Origin of the sequence: Nocardia sp. BSTN01 (assembly GCF_015354405.1) — a bacterium.
Taxonomy (GTDB): domain Bacteria; phylum Actinomycetota; class Actinomycetes; order Mycobacteriales; family Mycobacteriaceae; genus Nocardia.
The window spans coordinates 12,884-28,715 of the sequence record NZ_JADKYP010000041.1; the positions used below are offsets into that span (position 1 = coordinate 12,884).

Below are 15,832 nucleotides of genomic sequence, written 5' to 3' on the forward strand. Positions count from 1 at the left end.
GCGGTATCGCGATCGGGCCGACCACGGCGGCGGCCTACGACACCTGTGAGCGGATCACCCGCACCGAGGCCAAGAACTTCTACTACGGCATCCGGCTGCTGCCCCCGGAGAAGCGTTCGGCGCTGTGCGCGCTCTACGCGCTGGCACGGCGCATCGACGATATCGGTGACGAGCAGGGCGAACCGGCCGCCAAAACCGAGGCGCTGACCCTGTTGCGCAAGGAATTGGACAAGGTCACCGGCGGCGCCGGAACCGACGATCCGGTGCTGTTCGCCGTGGCCGACACCGCTCGGCGCTATCCGGTGCCACTGGGCGCGTTCGGCGAACTGATCGACGGGGTGCGGGCCGATGTCGACGGCGTCACCTACACCGACTTCGACGAGCTGACCCACTACTGCCGCTGCGTGGCCGGGGCGGTGGGCCGCTTGTGCCTGTCGATCTTCGGCTCCGGCGGCGATCCGTACGCCCCGCTGTACGCCGATCAGCTCGGGATCGCGTTGCAGCAGACCAACATTCTGCGCGATATCCGCGAGGATCTCGGCAACGGCCGCGTCTATCTGCCCCGGGACGAGCTGCTGCGTTTCGGCGTCCGGCTGGAACTCGACGCCGGTGGGGCGCTCGACGATCCCAACGGCGGACTGGCCGCGCTGATCCGCAGCGGCGCCGAACGCGCCGAGAACTGGTACTGCCTGGGGCTGCGCCTGATTCCGCATCTGGACGGGCGCAGTGCCGCCTGCTGCGCGGCGATGGCGGGTATCTACCGGCGGCTCAACGGGCGCATCCGCGCCAATCCGGTGGCCGTCTACGACCGGCGGCTGTCGTTGAGCGCACGGGAGAAGACGCGCGTCGCCTCCGGCGCGCTGCTGCAGTATTCGATGACGGCATTCGGGTGGGGCCCGCGATGACGGCGCGGGTGGCCGTGGTGGGCGGCGGGCTCGCGGGGATCACCGCGGCCCTGCGCTGCGCGGACGCCGGATATGCGGTGCGGGTGTTCGAATCGCGCCCCTGGCTGGGCGGGCTGACGCATTCGTTCCCCCGTGGTGCGCTGTGGATCGACAACGGCCAGCACGTCTTCCTGCGCTGCTGCGACCGCTATCTCGCGCTGCTGGATCGGCTCGGCATGCGCGATGCGGTCCGGCTGCAACCGCGACTCGACATTCCGGTCTCCGGCGCCGGGCGGGTGGGCAGGTTGCGGCGGTTGCCGCTGCCGGCGCCGCTGCATCTGAGTTGGGCACTGCTGCGCTATCCCTGGTTGTCGCCGGGCGCGCGGCTGCGGTTCGTCCGGGCGGCGCTGGCGCTACGAGCCGTCGACACCAGCGATCCCCGCGCGGACGCAACCAGTTTCGGCGACTGGTTGCGTGCGCATGGCCAGGATCGCGACGCCGTCGACAGTCTGTGGGATCTGGTCGGCATCGCCACCCTCAACGCCCGCGCCGACGACGTATCGCTGGCACTGGCCGCCACTGTATTCCAGATCGGCCTGCTCACCGACTCGGACGCGGCGGATATCGGCTGGTCGCGGATTCCGTTGCGGCAGTTGCACGGCGACGCCGGGCAGGCGGCACTCACCGCGGCGGGCGCGACGGTGATCCACGAGAAGGTCACGGCCGTCCGGCGTTCCGAGGCCGGCTGGTCGGTGCACACCGGCGACAGCGAATTCGCCGCCGACGCGGTCGTCTCGGCGGTGCCCCCGACGGCGGCACAGGCGGTGTTGCCCGCCGACGCGGTGGAGCTGCCCGCGAATTGGGCTGCTGGCCTGGGTAGTTCGCCGATCGTCAACATTCATGTGATCTACGACCGGCCGGTGATGGACGAACCGCTGCGAGCCGGTGTCGGCACGGTCGTGCAGTGGGTGTTCGACCGGACCGATGCATCCGGGTTGCGCACCGAGGCGGGTCCGCGCAGTGCGGCCGCGACCGACGGCCCCGGCGCGGCGGGAGCAGCGAGCCCGCTCCCCGCGGGCGCGCAGTATCTGGCCGTCTCGGTCTCCGCCGCCGATGCCTTCGTCGATCGCCCGGTCGCCGAGCTGCGCCGGGAATTCCTGCCCGCCCTCGAACAGCTGCTGCCCGCCGCCCGTGCGGCACAGGTGGCCGACTTCTTCGTCACTCGCGAACGCCATGCGACGTTCCGGCCCGCGCCGGGCAGCGCGCGGCTGCGTCCGCCCGCGGCCACCGCGTTGCCCGGCCTGGCGCTGGCCGGGGCGTGGACCGACACCGGCTGGCCCGCGACCATGGAGGGCGCCGTGCGCAGCGGGGAAGCCGCTGCGGCCGAAGTCATTTCGCATCTGGCGGGGCTACGGCCCCGCGCCGGTGCCGCCGAGCGCACCGGTACGCCCGAACCCCGCACGCGGATATCGGAGGTGATCAGATGACAGTGACAACCCTGTCCACGGTCGATGCCGACGGTCATGCCGTCCGGTCGGCGCTGTGCGACGCCGTCGGACGGCTCGACGACGCGATCCGGCCGGTGGTCGCCTATCACCTCGGCTTCTGCGACGAACACGGCCGCCCGGTCGTCGCCGACAGCGGCAAATCGGTGCGGTCGCGGCTGACCATGCTCGCCGCCCACGCCGCCGGCGGCGACGCACTCTGCGGGATCCCCGGTGCGGTGGCGGTCGAACTCGTGCACAACTTCTCGCTCGTGCACGACGACCTGATGGATCGCGACGCCACCCGTCGGCATCGCCCCACCGTGTGGGCGGTGTGGGGAGATCCGGTCGCGGTGCTGGCCGGTGACGCGATGCTCTCGCTGTCACACGAGGTGCTGCTCGATTCCGGCTCCCCCCATGCGGTGGCGGCGGCCCGGCTGATCGGGAAGGCGACCCAGGATCTGATCATCGGCCAGGCCGCCGACGTCGGCTTCGAACATCGCAACGATGTGGGCCTGGCCGAATGTATCCGGATGGCCATGGGCAAGACCGCGGCGCTGCTCTCGGCGAGCGCCGCGGTCGGCGGCGTCTTGGCCGGAGCGCCACCGGCGACGATCGCGGCGCTGCAGGCATACGGCGACAGCATCGGCCTCGCCTTCCAGCTCGTCGACGATCTGCTCGGCATCTGGGGTGATCCGGCGGTGACCGGCAAACCGGTGTTCTCGGATCTGCGCTCACGCAAGAAGTCGCTGCCGGTCACCTGGTGCCTGGAATCCGGCCGCCCGGCCGGGCAGGCGCTGGCCCAGTGGCTGGCGCAATCGGGCGAACCGAGTGAGCACGATCTGCGGGCCGCCGCCGACATGGTCGAGACCGCCGGTGGCCGGCGCTGGGCGCGGGCCGAGGCCCGGCGGCGGGTACGCACCGCCCAGCAGGCCCTCACCGCGGTCACCCTCACCCCCGAATACCGCCGGGAGCTCTGCGACCTGGCGGATTTCATCGTGGAACGGAGTGCATAGCAATGACAGTCACCCACACCGGCAATGCGGCAGCGAACCGGCGGGCAGCGGTCGATCCGGCGCGCGGCGCCGACGAACTGAGCGCGGTTCGCGCCGCCACCGACGCGGCGGTGCGGCTGCTGCGCTCGTCCCAGCACGAACAGGGCTGGTGGAAGGGCGAATTGGCGACCAATGTGACGATGGACGCCGAAGATCTGCTGCTGCGGGAGTTCCTCGGCATCTCCACTCCGGACGTGACCGAGCCGGCGGCCCGCTGGATCCGATCGCAGCAGCGCGCCGACGGAACCTGGGCGACCTTCCACGGCGGACCCGGCGACCTGTCGACCACCGCCGAGGCATGGGTGGCCCTGCGGCTGGCCGGTGACGACCCCGCCGCACCGCATATGCGCGCCGCCGCCGACTTCGTACGCGCCGAGGGCGGGATCGAGGCCTCGCGGGTCTTCACTCGAATCTGGTTGGCGCTGTTCGGATTGTGGTCGTGGGACGATCTGCCGAATCTGCCACCGGAACTGGTGCTGTTCCCGTCCTGGTTTCCGCTCAACATCTACGACTGGGGCTGCTGGGCCCGCCAGACCGTGGTGCCGTTGACCGTGGTGGCCACACTGCGGCCGTGCCGCCCGCTGCCGTTCGGCATCGACGAATTGCGGACCGGCGCGCCGCGGGCCCGCCGCGCGCCCCTCATCTCCCTGGCCGGAGTGTTCCAGCGTGTCGACACGGTGCTGCACACCTATGCGCGACTGCCGCTGAATCCGCTGCGCGATGTGGCGATGCGGCACGCCGCGGAGTGGATTCTGGCCCGCCAGGAGTCTGACGGCGGCTGGGGTGGCATTCAGCCGCCGTGGGTGTATTCGCTACTGGCCCTGCACCTTCTGGGCTATCCGCTCGATCATCCGGCGATGCGGGCGGGCATCGCGGGCCTGGACGGATTCGTCGTCCGCGAGCAGACACCGCAGGGCGAGGTACGGCGGCTCGAGGCCTGCCAGTCCCCGGTGTGGGATACCGCATTGGCGACGGCCGCATTGCTGGACGGCGGGGTGGCGCCCGACGATCCGGCGGTGCTGCGGGCCACCGACTGGCTGCTGGGTGAGCAGATCACCGCCGGCGGCGACTGGCAGGTGCGCCGGCCACATCTGGAACCCGGCGGCTGGGCGTTCGAATTCGCCAACGACGTCTACCCTGATACCGACGACACCGCAGAGATCGTCATTGCGCTGCATCAGGTTTCGCATCCGGACCGCGCGGCCCTGGATACCGCGATCGAACGCGCGGTGCGCTGGACGGTCGGCATGCAGTCCGCCGACGGCGGATGGGGCGCCTTCGACGCCGACAACACCTCGATCCTGCCGACGAAACTGCCGTTCTGCGATTTCGGCGCCGTCACGGATCCGCCCTCGGCCGATGTGACCGCGCACGTGGTGGAGATGCTGGCGGTGCTCGGGCGCAGCGGTGATCGCGCGTGCCGGCGCGGCGTGCGCTGGTTGCTCGATCATCAGGAGTCCGACGGTTCCTGGTTCGGGCGCTGGGGCGCCAACCACGTCTACGGCACGGGCGCGGCGGTTCCGGCGCTGGTCGCGGCGGGCACGAGTCCACGGTCGACGGCGATCCGGGCGGCGGTGCGCTGGCTGGAAGCCCATCAGAACGCCGACGGCGGATGGGGTGAGGATCTGCGCTCCTATCGGGAGCCGGAATGGGTCGGCCGCGGCGAATCCACCGCCTCGCAGACCGCGTGGGCGCTGCTGGCCCTGCTGGCCGCCGAGGAACACGACGCTCCCGCCGTGCGCCGCGGCATCGACTGGCTGGTGCGCACGCAGCGACCCGACGGCGGCTGGGACGAGGACCTGTTCACCGGCACCGGATTCCCCGGCGACTTCTACATCAACTACCACCTGTACCGGCTGGTGTTCCCGGTCTGGGCGCTCGGGCGGTATTTGCGGCGACAGACCGCATCGGGCGGGAAGGTCACCGCAGCTGCGGATTCCGCACCGGTCATGTCCCCGGCAACCGGCGCAGCGGCCGTCCAGGGGCGCCGGCACACAGGCGCGTTCGGCGAGGACGGCGCCGACTCGCTCCGCGGCAGCACCTCGACCGGCTCGCCCGGCAGGAGCACTCACACCGCCTCGGACGGCGGGGGCCGCGGCGTCGGCACCCCGCGCTCGAACGGGGCCGGCACCGCCGGTCGGGACGGGAGCTGACCGTATGGCCCGGCCTGGAACCGTCTGCGCCCCTTTGCTTTCGGAGTGGGCAGCACTGCGTGGCGCCGCCGCGGCGCCGGTGGTGCACACCGGGCGCGGTCCGCGGCGGCGCTACGACGCCGCCGCGGCGGGGCCGGTCGCGGTGGCGGGAGTCGCGGGTGCGCTGACCACGGAGCTACACCCCGGCGATCTGGTGGTGGCCAGCGAGATTCGGCGCAACGGTACCGAATTGCCCAGTCCCGCAGCGATTCTGCTGCACGGCGAACTGGTGCGACTCGGGCTGCCCGCCCGCCTCGGGCCGGTGTATTCTGCCGAACGCGTCGTCACCGGCCGGGCGCGCGCGGCGCTCGCGGAGTCCGGCGCGCTCGCGGTCGATACCGAAACGGCGTTCCTCGCCGCCGACGCCCCCGACGGGCAGGCCGTCGCGGTCCGGGCGATCGTCGACACCCCGGACGCGCCACTGTTGCGCCCGGGCACGATCCGGCGTGGGGTGCGGGCACTGCGGTCGCTGCGCGCGGCGGCGCCGGCGCTGGACCGGTGGTCGGCGGCGACCGGCGAGCGCGAGATCCTGCTCGCCGGTCCGCGCTCGTTCTGCGCCGGGGTCGAGCGGGCGATCGAGATCGTCGAGCAGGCCCTCGACCGCTTCGGCGCACCGGTGTACGTGCGGCGTCAGATCGTGCACAACGGCCATGTGGTGCGCGAATTGGCCGAGCGTGGAGCGGTTTTCGTCGAGGAGCTCGATCATGTGCCCGAAGGCGCGGTGGTCGTGCTCGCCGCGCACGGGGTGGCCCCGGAGGTCCGCCGCCAGGCCGAACGCCGCCGCCTGCGGGTGGTCGACGGCACGTGCCCGCTGGTGTCGAAGGTGCATGCGGAGGTGCGCGCCTTCGCCGCCATGGACAAGACGGTCTTCCTGATCGGGCACGCCGAGCACGAGGAGGTGGTGGGCACCCGCGGCGAGGCGCCCGAGAACGTCGTCGTGGTCGCCGATCCGGAAGCCGCCGCCCGGGTGTCGCCGCCGGATCCCGATCGGGTCGCCTACGTCACGCAGACCACCCTGGCCGTCGCGGAGGCCGAGGCCACGGCTGCCGTACTGCGGCAACGGTTTCCGGCGTTGAGCGGGCCGCGCAAGGACGACATCTGTTACGCCACCACCAATCGCCAGCAGGCGGTGCGGGCGGTGGCCCGCGACTCGGACCTGGTGCTGGTGCTGGGTTCGCGCAACTCCTCCAATTCGCTGCGGCTGGCCGAGGTCGCCGCGGCCGAGGGTGTGGCGGCGCATCTGGTGGAGGACGCCGGCGAGGTCGAATTGAACTGGCTGGCCGGCACCCGCCGCATCGGCGTCACCGCCGGCGCGTCGGCACCGCCGCATCTGGTGGACGACCTGGTCGAGGCCCTGTCCGGGCTCGGCGCCCTCCGGGTCCGCCACATCACCGTGACCGAAGAGAGTATTCGATTCAACCTGCCTCGGGAGGTGAGCTGAATGGCCATGCCATTCCGTCAATCCGTACGTCTGGGAGCGTATCTCGCAAAACAGAAGCTGCTGCGGCGCGAGAAGTTCCCCATTCTGGTCGAATTGGAGCCGCTGTTCGCCTGCAATCTGAAATGCGCGGGGTGCGGCAAGATCCAGCATCCGCACACGCTGCTCAAACAGCGCATGCCGGTCGAACAGGCCGTCGGGGCGATCGAGGAATGCGGCGCGCCGATGGTGTCGATCGCCGGTGGTGAGCCGCTGATGCATCCGCAGATCGACGAGATCGTGCGGCAACTGCTCGACCGCAACAAGATCGTCTTCCTGTGCACGAACGCGGTGCTACTGCCCAAACATCTGCACAAGTTCGCCCCGCACCGCAATTTCGCGTGGATGGTGCACCTGGACGGATTGCGTGAACGCCACGACGCCTCGGTGTGCAAGGACGGAGTCTTCGATCAGGCCGTGGCCGCGATCCGCGAGGCCAAGGCCGCGGGCTTCCGGGTGATGACGAACACCACGTTCTTCGATGTGGATTCGCCGCAGGACGTGATCGACGTCCTGGATTATCTCAACGACGAGCTCGAGATCGACCATATGCAGATCGCACCCGGCTACGCCTACGAGAAGGCGCCCGATCAGGAGCATTGGCTCGGTGTGAAGGAGACTCATCAGCTGTTCGCCAAGGCCTTCGCCGACGGGCGCCGCAAGAAGTGGCGGCTCAACCACTCGCCGCTGTATCTGGATTTCCTGGAGGGCAAGGTCGACTTCGACTGCACCGCCTGGGCGATTCCGTCGTATTCGCTCAAGGGATGGCAGCGGCCGTGTTATCTGCTCGACGACGGTTATGTGGCCACCTATCGGGAATTGATCGACGACACCGACTGGAACGCCTTCGGCCGCGGCAACGATCCGCGCTGCTCGAATTGCATGGCGCACTGCGGGTACGAGCCGACCGCGGTGGTCGCGACGCTGGGTTCGTTGAAGGAGACGATCCGCGCCGCCGTCAGCTGAGTCGAATCGACACCGGGCCGAATTCCCACACCGGAAGGTGAGCCACGCATGAAACCCTCGCCGCGCGGGCCGGACCCGCTCGCCGCCCTCACCGGACCCGACGCGCTGGCCGCGTTGTCCGACGACGAACTGCCCGCGCTGGCGCAGCGGTTACGCGATCGCCTCGTCGAGACCGTCACCGGAACCGGCGGCCATCTCGGCGCCAGCCTGGGGACGGTGGAACTGACCATCGCGCTGCACCGCGTATTCCGTTCGCCCACCGATGTTCTCGTCTTCGACACCGGACATCAGAGTTATGCGCACAAGTTGCTCACCGGGCGGGCGTCCACCTTCGACACGCTGCGGCAGGCCGGTGGGGTCGCGGGGTATCCGAATCGCACCGAATCCGCGCACGACTGGGTGGAGAACTCCCACGCCTCGGTCAGTCTCGCCTGGGCCGACGGCATCGCCAAGGCCTTCCACCTGCGCGGCGAGCATGATCGCCGGGTGGTGGCGGTGATCGGTGACGGGGCGCTGACCGGCGGGGTGGCGTGGGAAGGTCTGAACAATCTGGGTGCGGGCGGGCGGCCCGTAGTGGTGGTGCTCAACGACAACGGGCGTTCCTACGATCCGACCGTCGGTGCGCTGGCCGGCCATCTCGCCGGGCTGCGCGACGGCGACATCGTTTCCGGAAATCTGTTCGACGCCTTGGGTTTCAGCTATCTGGGTCCGGTGGACGGCCACGATATCGGCGCGCTGTGCACGGCCCTGCACAAGGCGGTCGCATTGGCCAAACCCGTTGTGGTGCACGCGGTGACGGTCAAGGGCCGCGGCTTCGGCCCGGCCGAGGCGGACGAGGCCGACCGCATGCACGCGTGCGGGGTGATCGATCCGGTCACCGGTGCGCCGCGGAAACAACCAGCCCCCACCTGGACCGATATCGTCGAATCGGAACTGGCCGATATCGCCGGCGACCGCCCGGAGGTGGTCGCCCTGACCGCGGCGATGCGGCTGCCCACCGGACTCGGCGAATTCTCTCGGAGCGCGCCCGAGCGGGTGTTCGATTCCGGCATCGCCGAACAGCACCTGCTGGCGTCCGCGGCGGGATTGGCGGCAGCCGGTATGCATCCCGTGGTGGCGGTGTACTCGACCTTCCTCAATCGCGCAATCGACCAGGTGTTGCTCGATATCGCCCTGCACGACCTGCCCGTCACCCTGGCGCTGGACCGCGCGGGCGTCACCGGGCCGGACGGACCGAGCCACCACGGCATGTGGGATCTGGCGCTGCTCACCTGCGTGCCGGGGATGCGGATCGCCTGTCCGCGCGATCCCGGCCGGGTCCGCGAACTCCTGCGCGAAGCCGTCGCCACGGCCGGCCCCACCACCGTGCGTTATCCGAAAGCTACTGCCGGCGACGATATTTCACCGCTGGCGCGAATGGACGGGATGGATATCCTGTATCGCGGGCCGCGCAGTCCGCTCGACATCCTGCTGGTGGCGGTCGGCCCGATGGCGGGGCCGTGTCTGCGCGCGGCGGAACTGCTGACCGACAGCGGTTTCGGCGCCACCGTCGTCGATCCGCGCTGGGTGTGGCCGATCAATCCGGGGTTACCGGCGATCGCGGCGCGGCATCGGCTCACCGTCTGTGTGGAGGACGGTATCGCCGCCGGCGGGATCGGCACCCACCTGATGCACGCGGTCGCCCGCGACGCCGACGCCGCCCCGGTCCGCGCGCTCGGCCTGCCGACCGCATTCATCGCCCACGCCTCCCGCGACAGCATCCTGGCCGACTACGGCCTCACCGGCGAGGGCATCGCCGCGGCCTGCACGGAATGGTTACCCGCGACCGAGAGGATCCGATGACAGCCGTATTCCTGTCCGAGCCCTCGGCTCCGACGCTGCGACCACGCCGGGAGAGCCGGCGCATCGACGTCGGCTCGGTGCCCGTCGGTGGCGGCGCACCCGTTTCGGTGCAGTCGATGACCACTACCGTCACCGCCGATGTCGAGGCGACGCTGCGCCAGATCGCCGAATTGACCGCCGCCGGTTGCGATATCGTCCGCGTCGCGGTACCCACCCAGGACGACTGCGCGGCGCTGCCGACGATCGCCCGCCGCTCGGCCATCCCGGTGATCGCCGACATCCATTTCAATCCGCGCTACGTCTTCGCCGCCATCGACGCCGGCTGCGCCGGGGTGCGGGTCAATCCGGGCAACATCCGCACCTTCGACGACAAGGTTCGTGAGATCGCCGCCGCGGCCGGTGCGGCGGGGGTGCCGATCCGCATCGGGGTCAACGCCGGTTCCCTCGATCGGCGCGTCCTGGACCGGCACGGCGGTCGCGCCACGGCCGCCGCCCTGGTCGAATCGGCGCTGTGGGAGGCCGGGCTGTTCGAGGAGCACGGATTCACCGCCCTGAAGATCTCGGTGAAACACAACGATCCGCTGACGATGATCCAGGCCTACCGGCTGCTCGCCCAGCGCTGCGACTATCCGCTGCATCTCGGGGTCACCGAGGCGGGTCCGCCGCTGCAGGGCACCGCGAAATCGGCCACCGCGTTCGGCATCCTGCTGTCGGAGGGGATCGGCGACACGATCCGGGTCTCGCTGTCGGCGCCGCCGGTCGAGGAGGTCAAGGTCGGGCATCACATCCTGGCCGGACTCGGGCTGCGACCCCGCACCCTCGACATCGTGTCCTGCCCGACCTGTGGCCGCTGCCAGGTCGACGTCTTCGAGCTCACGAAGAAGGTCGAGGCGGCCTTCCGGGATTTTCCGGCGCCGCTGCGCGTCGCGGTGATGGGCTGCATCGTCAACGGTCCGGGTGAGTCACGGGAAGCCGATATCGGGGTCTCGGCGGGCAATCACAAGGGTCAGATCTTCGTCCGCGGTGAGGTGGTGCGGACGGTGCCGGAGTCGATGATCGTGGAGGCGTTGCTGGAGGAAGCGCTGACACTGATCGAGGACGCGCCCGAGAGCCGGCCCGGCTAATACGGACATACCTCGCATACCTCCCCACCTGCGGCAATGAGCACTAGCTACGGCCATGCAGGATTGGACCTGCGGTATAGGTATGCCTTACCTTTGGACAGTGAGCTGGGCCGAGGCTGTACCGAATCTACTGATCTGCCTGCGGGAGGGCCTCGAGGCGGGACTCGTGGTGACGATCCTGCTGGCTGCCGTGCGCAAGACGTCGACCCCGCAGCGCCCGGTCTCCTCGACCCCGGTCTGGCTCGGCCTGCTGGGGGCGGTATCGGTGGCGGCCAGCTTCGCGGCCGTGCTCACCTACTCCACGAGCGTGCTCTCGAACTCCGGCCAGGAAATCGTCGGCGGCACCCTGAGCGTGATCGCGGTCGGACTGGTGACGGCGATGGTGTTCTGGATGCGGCGCACCGCCGCGTCGCTGTCCGGTCAACTTCGCGGTGAGGTCGCCCGCGCCACCGCGATCGGGGCGGGCGCGCTGGCCATCACCGCCTTCATGGCCGTCGGGCGCGAGGGCCTGGAATCGACGCTGTTCGTCTGGACCGCCGTGAAGGCATCCGGCACTACGGTCGCACCGCTGGTCGGCGCCGCGCTCGGTTTCGCCGCCGCGGGGGTGCTGTGCTGGTTGCTGTACCGGCAGTCGGTGAAACTCAACCTCGGGGTGTTCTTCAACCGCACCGCGCTCGCGCTGATCGTGATCGCCGCCGGTGTGCTGTCCTACGGCCTGGGCGATCTGCAGGACGCCGGAATTCTGCCCGGTCGCCACTGGGTCGCCTTCGACCTGTCGGCGCATATCGATCCGAACTCCTGGTGGGTCTCGATCATCACCGGCATCACCGAACTCACCCCGCGGATGACCGTGCTGCAGGTGGTGGCGTGGGTGGTTTACCTGGCCGTGGTGATACCCCTGTTCATCCGCGCCGGACGCCAGGCGCCCGCGAAGGCCCCCGCCACGGCGGCGCAGCCTGCGGTCGCAGCGACGGTGACTGCTACCGCTGCGGCGAGTGGCGGGGGCGCCGCACCGGCGTCAGCGGCTCCAGCCGACTGCGAGCACACGCCCGACTGGTGGGAGCGAATCGCCGGGCCGCGGCCGTTGCTGGTCGGGGCGGTGCTGGTGGTCGTTCCCGCCCTGGCCGCCGGGGTGGCGATCGCGCTACTGCCGTCGAGCGGCTCCGGTAAGGCGCAGGCGGTGTCGGTCACCGACAGCTCATGTGCCGCGGAATGGAAGTCCGGACGGGCCGGGACGCAGACGTTCGAGGTGCAGAACAAGACGTCCAAGGCCGGGGAGATCAACCTGGTGAACTCCGGCGGTGCGGTCGTCGGTGAGATCGAGACGATCGGCCCGGCCACCACCGCCAACCTGACCGCGACCTTGAGCAGCGGCAGCTACACCATGCAATGCTTGATGTCCGGTAAGCCGGTGACCTCGTCGGCGGCGGTGCAGGTCAGTGGCGAGGCGGGCGACACCCCGCCGGCCGTCAAACGCGTGACCGAGGACGATCTGCGCGGCCCCAACGACGCCTATCAGGCCTACGCCGCCGGCGTGCTGACCCGGCTCTCAGGCGCCGTCACCGCGATCGGCAACGATCTGCGTGGCGGCAATATCGCTGCCGCACAAGCGGATTGGCTCAACACCCAGTTGGAATGGGAACGGGTCGGCGCCTCCTACAACAGTTTCGGCGACGCCGGCACCGCGGTCTCGGGTCTGCCCGACGGCCTGCCCGGCGGTGTGAACGATCCCGGATTCACCGGTCTGCACCGGCTGGAATACGGCCTGCGGCACGGACAGCGGCCCGAACAGCTGCTGCCGGTGGTCGATCGGCTCGGCGGCGATATCGCGAACATCCGGAACAACCTCGGCAGCGACGACCTCGCCGGTGATCCGAAGAATCTGCCGCTGCGCGCGCACGAAATCCTGGAAGACGCTCTGCGCGATCATATTTCGGGCATCGACGACGAGGGCGCGGGTGCGGCGTATGCGATGACGGTCGCCGATATCGACGTGACCCGCGCGGTGCTCGATCAGCTCGGCCCGCTGATCGATCCGCGGGCGCCGCAACTACGCGCCACCCTGCGCACCCGCCTCGACGAGTTGCAGGCGGCCCTGCTCGCCACCCAGAACCACGGACAGTGGCAGTCGCCGGATCGGACCCCACCGGCCGCGCGGCAAGCCGTCAACGCGCGCCTCGGCGCCGCGCTCGAGGAACTCGCCAAGGTGCCGCGGTTGCTCGAAGTGCCGATCTCCCACTGACCATGCCGAACCACCGACCGACCAGTAAGGCTTCACGATGAACGTCAGCCGCCGCCGCTTCCTCTCCGGCGCCGCCGCCGGTGCCGCCGGAACCGCGCTGACCGCGGGCATTCTCGCCGAGGGCGCCCGCCAGGACGCCGACGCCGCCACCGTGGGCACCCCGAAGGCCGAGGCGAGTTACCCCTTCCACGGCGAACATCAGGCCGGCATCCTCACCCCGGGACCGTCGGCGAAACAGAACGCCGCCTGTTTCGCCGCCTTCGACGTCACCACCACCCACCGCGCGGAACTGGCCGAGGCGATGAAGACCCTCACCGCGCGTGCCCGCTTCCTCACCGCCGGCGGCGCCCCGACCGATCTCGGCCTCGGCCAGCCGCCGTCCGACAGTGCGGTGCTCGGGCCGGAGGTGATCGCCGACGGGCTCACCGTCACCACCGGTGTGGGCGCGAGCCTGTTCGACGGCCGCTTCGGGCTGGCCGCGGCCAAACCCGCCAAACTCACGCCGATGCGGACCTTCCCCAACGACACCCCGGATCCGGCCTGGATGCACGGCGACCTGCTGATCCAGCTGTGCGCCCACCACCCCGACACGGTCCATCACGCGCTGCGCGACATCACCCGCCAGACCCGCGGCGCACTGCAGTTGCGCTGGAAGATCGACGGCTACAACTCCCCGCCGCGTCCCTCCGGCACCGGCCGGAACCTGTTGGGTTTCAAGGACGGAACGGCCAACCCGACCGGCGCCGACGCCGAATCGCTCATCTGGACCGACGGCGGCGGCGAACCCGAATGGACCCGCGGCGGCACCTACCAGGTGGTCCGGCTGATCCGGATGCTCGTCGAATTCTGGGACCGGGTCTCGATCAACGAGCAGGAGAACATGTTCGGGCGCCGCCGTGACTCCGGCGCCCCGCTCGACGGCAATCAGGAATTCGACACCCCCGACTACGCCGCCGACCCGGAGGGCTCGGTCATCCCGCTGGATTCCCATATCCGGCTGGCGAATCCGCGTACCCCCGAAACCGCCCGTCAGCAACTGGTCCGCCGCTCCTACAACTACGACCTGGGCGTCGAGCGCAACGGCAACATGGCCTCGGGACACATCTTCACCTGCTTCCAGCGCGACGTCGCCCGCCAGTTCGAGGCCATCCAGACCCGGCTGATCAACGAACCCCTCACCGACTACGTCCAGCCCTTCGGCGGCGGCTACTTCTTCGCCCTGCCGGGCGTGCGTGACGAGAAGGATTGGTACGCGCGGGCTTTGCTGAGCTGAGCGGTCCTGCGGCCGGAAGCGCCGCGCGGCACTCCCGGCCCGGACAGCCTAGGAACCCGCGGGAGTCGGCTGCGCCCCGGAAGACTCCGGCGTCGCGACCGCGGTCCTGCGGCCGAGCAGCAGCGTCACCACCGGGAACACCAGCAGACTGCACACGCCGCACAGCAACCCGACCGACCAGAACGCGGAACCGCCGTCGAGCAGTGCGGCGGCCGCCGCGGTACCCGCCATCATCCCGCCGTACTGCACCGAATAGTTCAGTGCCAGAACGGTTCCGCGCGCATCCGGGCTGAGTTCACTGGCGAGGGTGGTCAGTGCGGACTGGCCGAAACCGACCGCGCCACCCCAGACGATCTGCACCACGATCGCCAGCACGAGCGATCCGGTCGAGAGCGAGAAGGCCAGCACCGACGCCGCGGCCACCAGCGCCGCCACCGCGATGACCCGTCGACGCCCGACGGCATCGGCAAGGCGGCCACCGTAGATGTTGCCCACGACGCTCATCGCCCCGCCGCCGGCCAGCGCCAGCCCGACCCATCCGGTCGTCAGCCCGAAGTTGCTCGCGTAGAACAGTCCGCCGTTGGCGAACATGCCCTGCAGTCCCGCGGTCCACAGGAAGGTGCACAGCAACGTGAACAGCACCGCCGGATTGCCGAGTGCGGCGCGGAACTGCTGCGCGAAGATGGCCAGCGGCCCCGCGGGTGCGGTCGCGGCCGGCGCACTGTGCGGGACGAACCTGGTCAGCGGCACGAGCAACAGCGCCGCGGCGATGCCGATACCCCAGAATGTCCACTCCCAGGACACGATTCCGGCCAGGAAGGCGCCCGCGGGCACCCCGAGCACCGAGGCGCCCATCATCGCGCCCACGATCACCCCGATCGCGGCGCCCCGGCGTTCGGCCGCCACCGCACCGGAGACGAAGGCGAGGATGGCCGGCACCAGGATCGCGGCGCCCAGCCCGGAGATCGCGCGGAACACGATGATCGCCGCGAACCCCGAGGAGAATCCGGTCAGTACCGTGCCGACCGCGAAGACGGTGAGTCCCGCGGTCATCAATCGCTTGCGCCCCCAGCGGTCCGAGAGCGGACCGAAGATCGGCGCGGCGATCATGTATGCCAGCGCGTAGGCGGTGACGAGCAGACCGCCGAGCCGGGGCGAGACGTGTACGGAGTGGGTGATCTGCGGTGCCAGCGGCGAGACGACCAGCGCGTCCAGACCGACGAAACATCCGCAGATCGCCAGCACGGTGAGCCAGCGCCGCTCGGAGACGACGGCGGAATCAGGTTCGGTCAC

11 protein-coding genes are annotated in these 15,832 nt (G+C 70.2%); 10 read left to right on the plus strand and 1 reads right to left on the minus strand.

The window, feature by feature from the left end:
• Positions 1-5: 5 nt before the first annotated feature.
• From hpnD to efeB, 10 genes are all read left to right on the plus strand, one after another.
• Positions 6-905, plus strand: coding sequence for a presqualene diphosphate synthase HpnD (hpnD, locus tag IRT45_RS26080; protein ID WP_194808546.1), 900 nt, complete (start codon positions 6-8; stop codon positions 903-905).
• Positions 902-2,371, plus strand: a complete 1,470-nt coding sequence (hpnE, locus tag IRT45_RS26085; RefSeq protein WP_194808512.1) for a hydroxysqualene dehydroxylase HpnE — start codon at positions 902-904, stop codon at positions 2,369-2,371. The genes hpnD and hpnE overlap by 4 nt, the downstream gene beginning before the upstream one ends.
• Entirely contained in the window at positions 2,368-3,384 is a 1,017-nt protein-coding gene (locus IRT45_RS26090; protein ID WP_194808513.1) for a polyprenyl synthetase family protein, read from the plus strand. The genes hpnE and IRT45_RS26090 overlap by 4 nt, the downstream gene beginning before the upstream one ends.
• Before the next feature lie 2 nt (positions 3,385-3,386).
• A complete protein-coding gene (shc, locus tag IRT45_RS26095) occupies positions 3,387-5,576 on the plus strand; it encodes a squalene--hopene cyclase (protein ID WP_194808514.1) in 2,190 nt (729 codons plus the stop codon).
• A gap of 463 nt (positions 5,577-6,039) precedes the next feature.
• Positions 6,040-7,056, plus strand: a complete 1,017-nt coding sequence (ispH, locus tag IRT45_RS26100) for a 4-hydroxy-3-methylbut-2-enyl diphosphate reductase (protein ID WP_375540156.1) — start codon at positions 6,040-6,042, stop codon at positions 7,054-7,056.
• A complete protein-coding gene (gene hpnH / locus IRT45_RS26105) occupies positions 7,057-8,058 on the plus strand; it encodes an adenosyl-hopene transferase HpnH (protein ID WP_036503553.1) in 1,002 nt (333 codons plus the stop codon).
• A 48-nt stretch (positions 8,059-8,106) separates the two neighbouring features.
• Positions 8,107-9,900 carry a 1-deoxy-D-xylulose-5-phosphate synthase gene (locus IRT45_RS26110; RefSeq protein ID WP_194808516.1) on the plus strand — a complete coding sequence of 598 codons (1,794 nt, stop codon included), beginning with the start codon at positions 8,107-8,109 and terminating at the stop codon, positions 9,898-9,900.
• Positions 9,897-11,024, plus strand: coding sequence for a flavodoxin-dependent (E)-4-hydroxy-3-methylbut-2-enyl-diphosphate synthase (ispG, locus tag IRT45_RS26115; RefSeq protein WP_194808517.1), 1,128 nt, complete (start codon positions 9,897-9,899; stop codon positions 11,022-11,024). Before IRT45_RS26110 ends, ispG begins: the two co-directional genes overlap by 4 nt.
• Positions 11,025-11,106: 82 nt before the next feature.
• Entirely contained in the window at positions 11,107-13,266 is a 2,160-nt protein-coding gene (gene efeU / locus IRT45_RS26120) for an iron uptake transporter permease EfeU (RefSeq protein WP_228535122.1), read from the plus strand.
• A gap of 37 nt (positions 13,267-13,303) precedes the next feature.
• Complete coding sequence (gene efeB / locus IRT45_RS26125) at positions 13,304-14,539, plus strand: iron uptake transporter deferrochelatase/peroxidase subunit (RefSeq protein ID WP_194808519.1); 1,236 nt, start codon at positions 13,304-13,306, stop codon at positions 14,537-14,539.
• Positions 14,540-14,587: 48 nt separating this feature from the next.
• Here the strand turns inward: efeB and IRT45_RS26130 are convergent, their stop codons facing one another.
• Positions 14,588-15,832, minus strand: a complete 1,245-nt coding sequence (locus tag IRT45_RS26130) for an MFS transporter (RefSeq protein WP_194808520.1) — start codon at positions 15,830-15,832, stop codon at positions 14,588-14,590.

Excerpts from the sequence above, each read along its gene's own strand:
- IRT45_RS26110 (WP_194808516.1), top strand. The coding sequence starts at position 8,107 with ATGAAACCCTCGCCGCGCGGGCCGGACCCGCTCGCCGCCCTCACCGGA.
- IRT45_RS26090 (WP_194808513.1), top strand. The coding sequence starts at position 2,368 with ATGACAGTGACAACCCTGTCCACGGTCGATGCCGACGGTCATGCCGTC.
- ispG (WP_194808517.1), top strand. The coding sequence starts at position 9,897 with ATGACAGCCGTATTCCTGTCCGAGCCCTCGGCTCCGACGCTGCGACCA.
- hpnH (WP_036503553.1), top strand. The coding sequence starts at position 7,057 with ATGGCCATGCCATTCCGTCAATCCGTACGTCTGGGAGCGTATCTCGCA.
- shc (WP_194808514.1), top strand. The coding sequence starts at position 3,387 with ATGACAGTCACCCACACCGGCAATGCGGCAGCGAACCGGCGGGCAGCG.
- hpnE (WP_194808512.1), top strand. The coding sequence starts at position 902 with ATGACGGCGCGGGTGGCCGTGGTGGGCGGCGGGCTCGCGGGGATCACC.
- efeB (WP_194808519.1), top strand. The coding sequence starts at position 13,304 with ATGAACGTCAGCCGCCGCCGCTTCCTCTCCGGCGCCGCCGCCGGTGCC.
- efeU (WP_228535122.1), top strand. The coding sequence starts at position 11,107 with ATGCCTTACCTTTGGACAGTGAGCTGGGCCGAGGCTGTACCGAATCTA.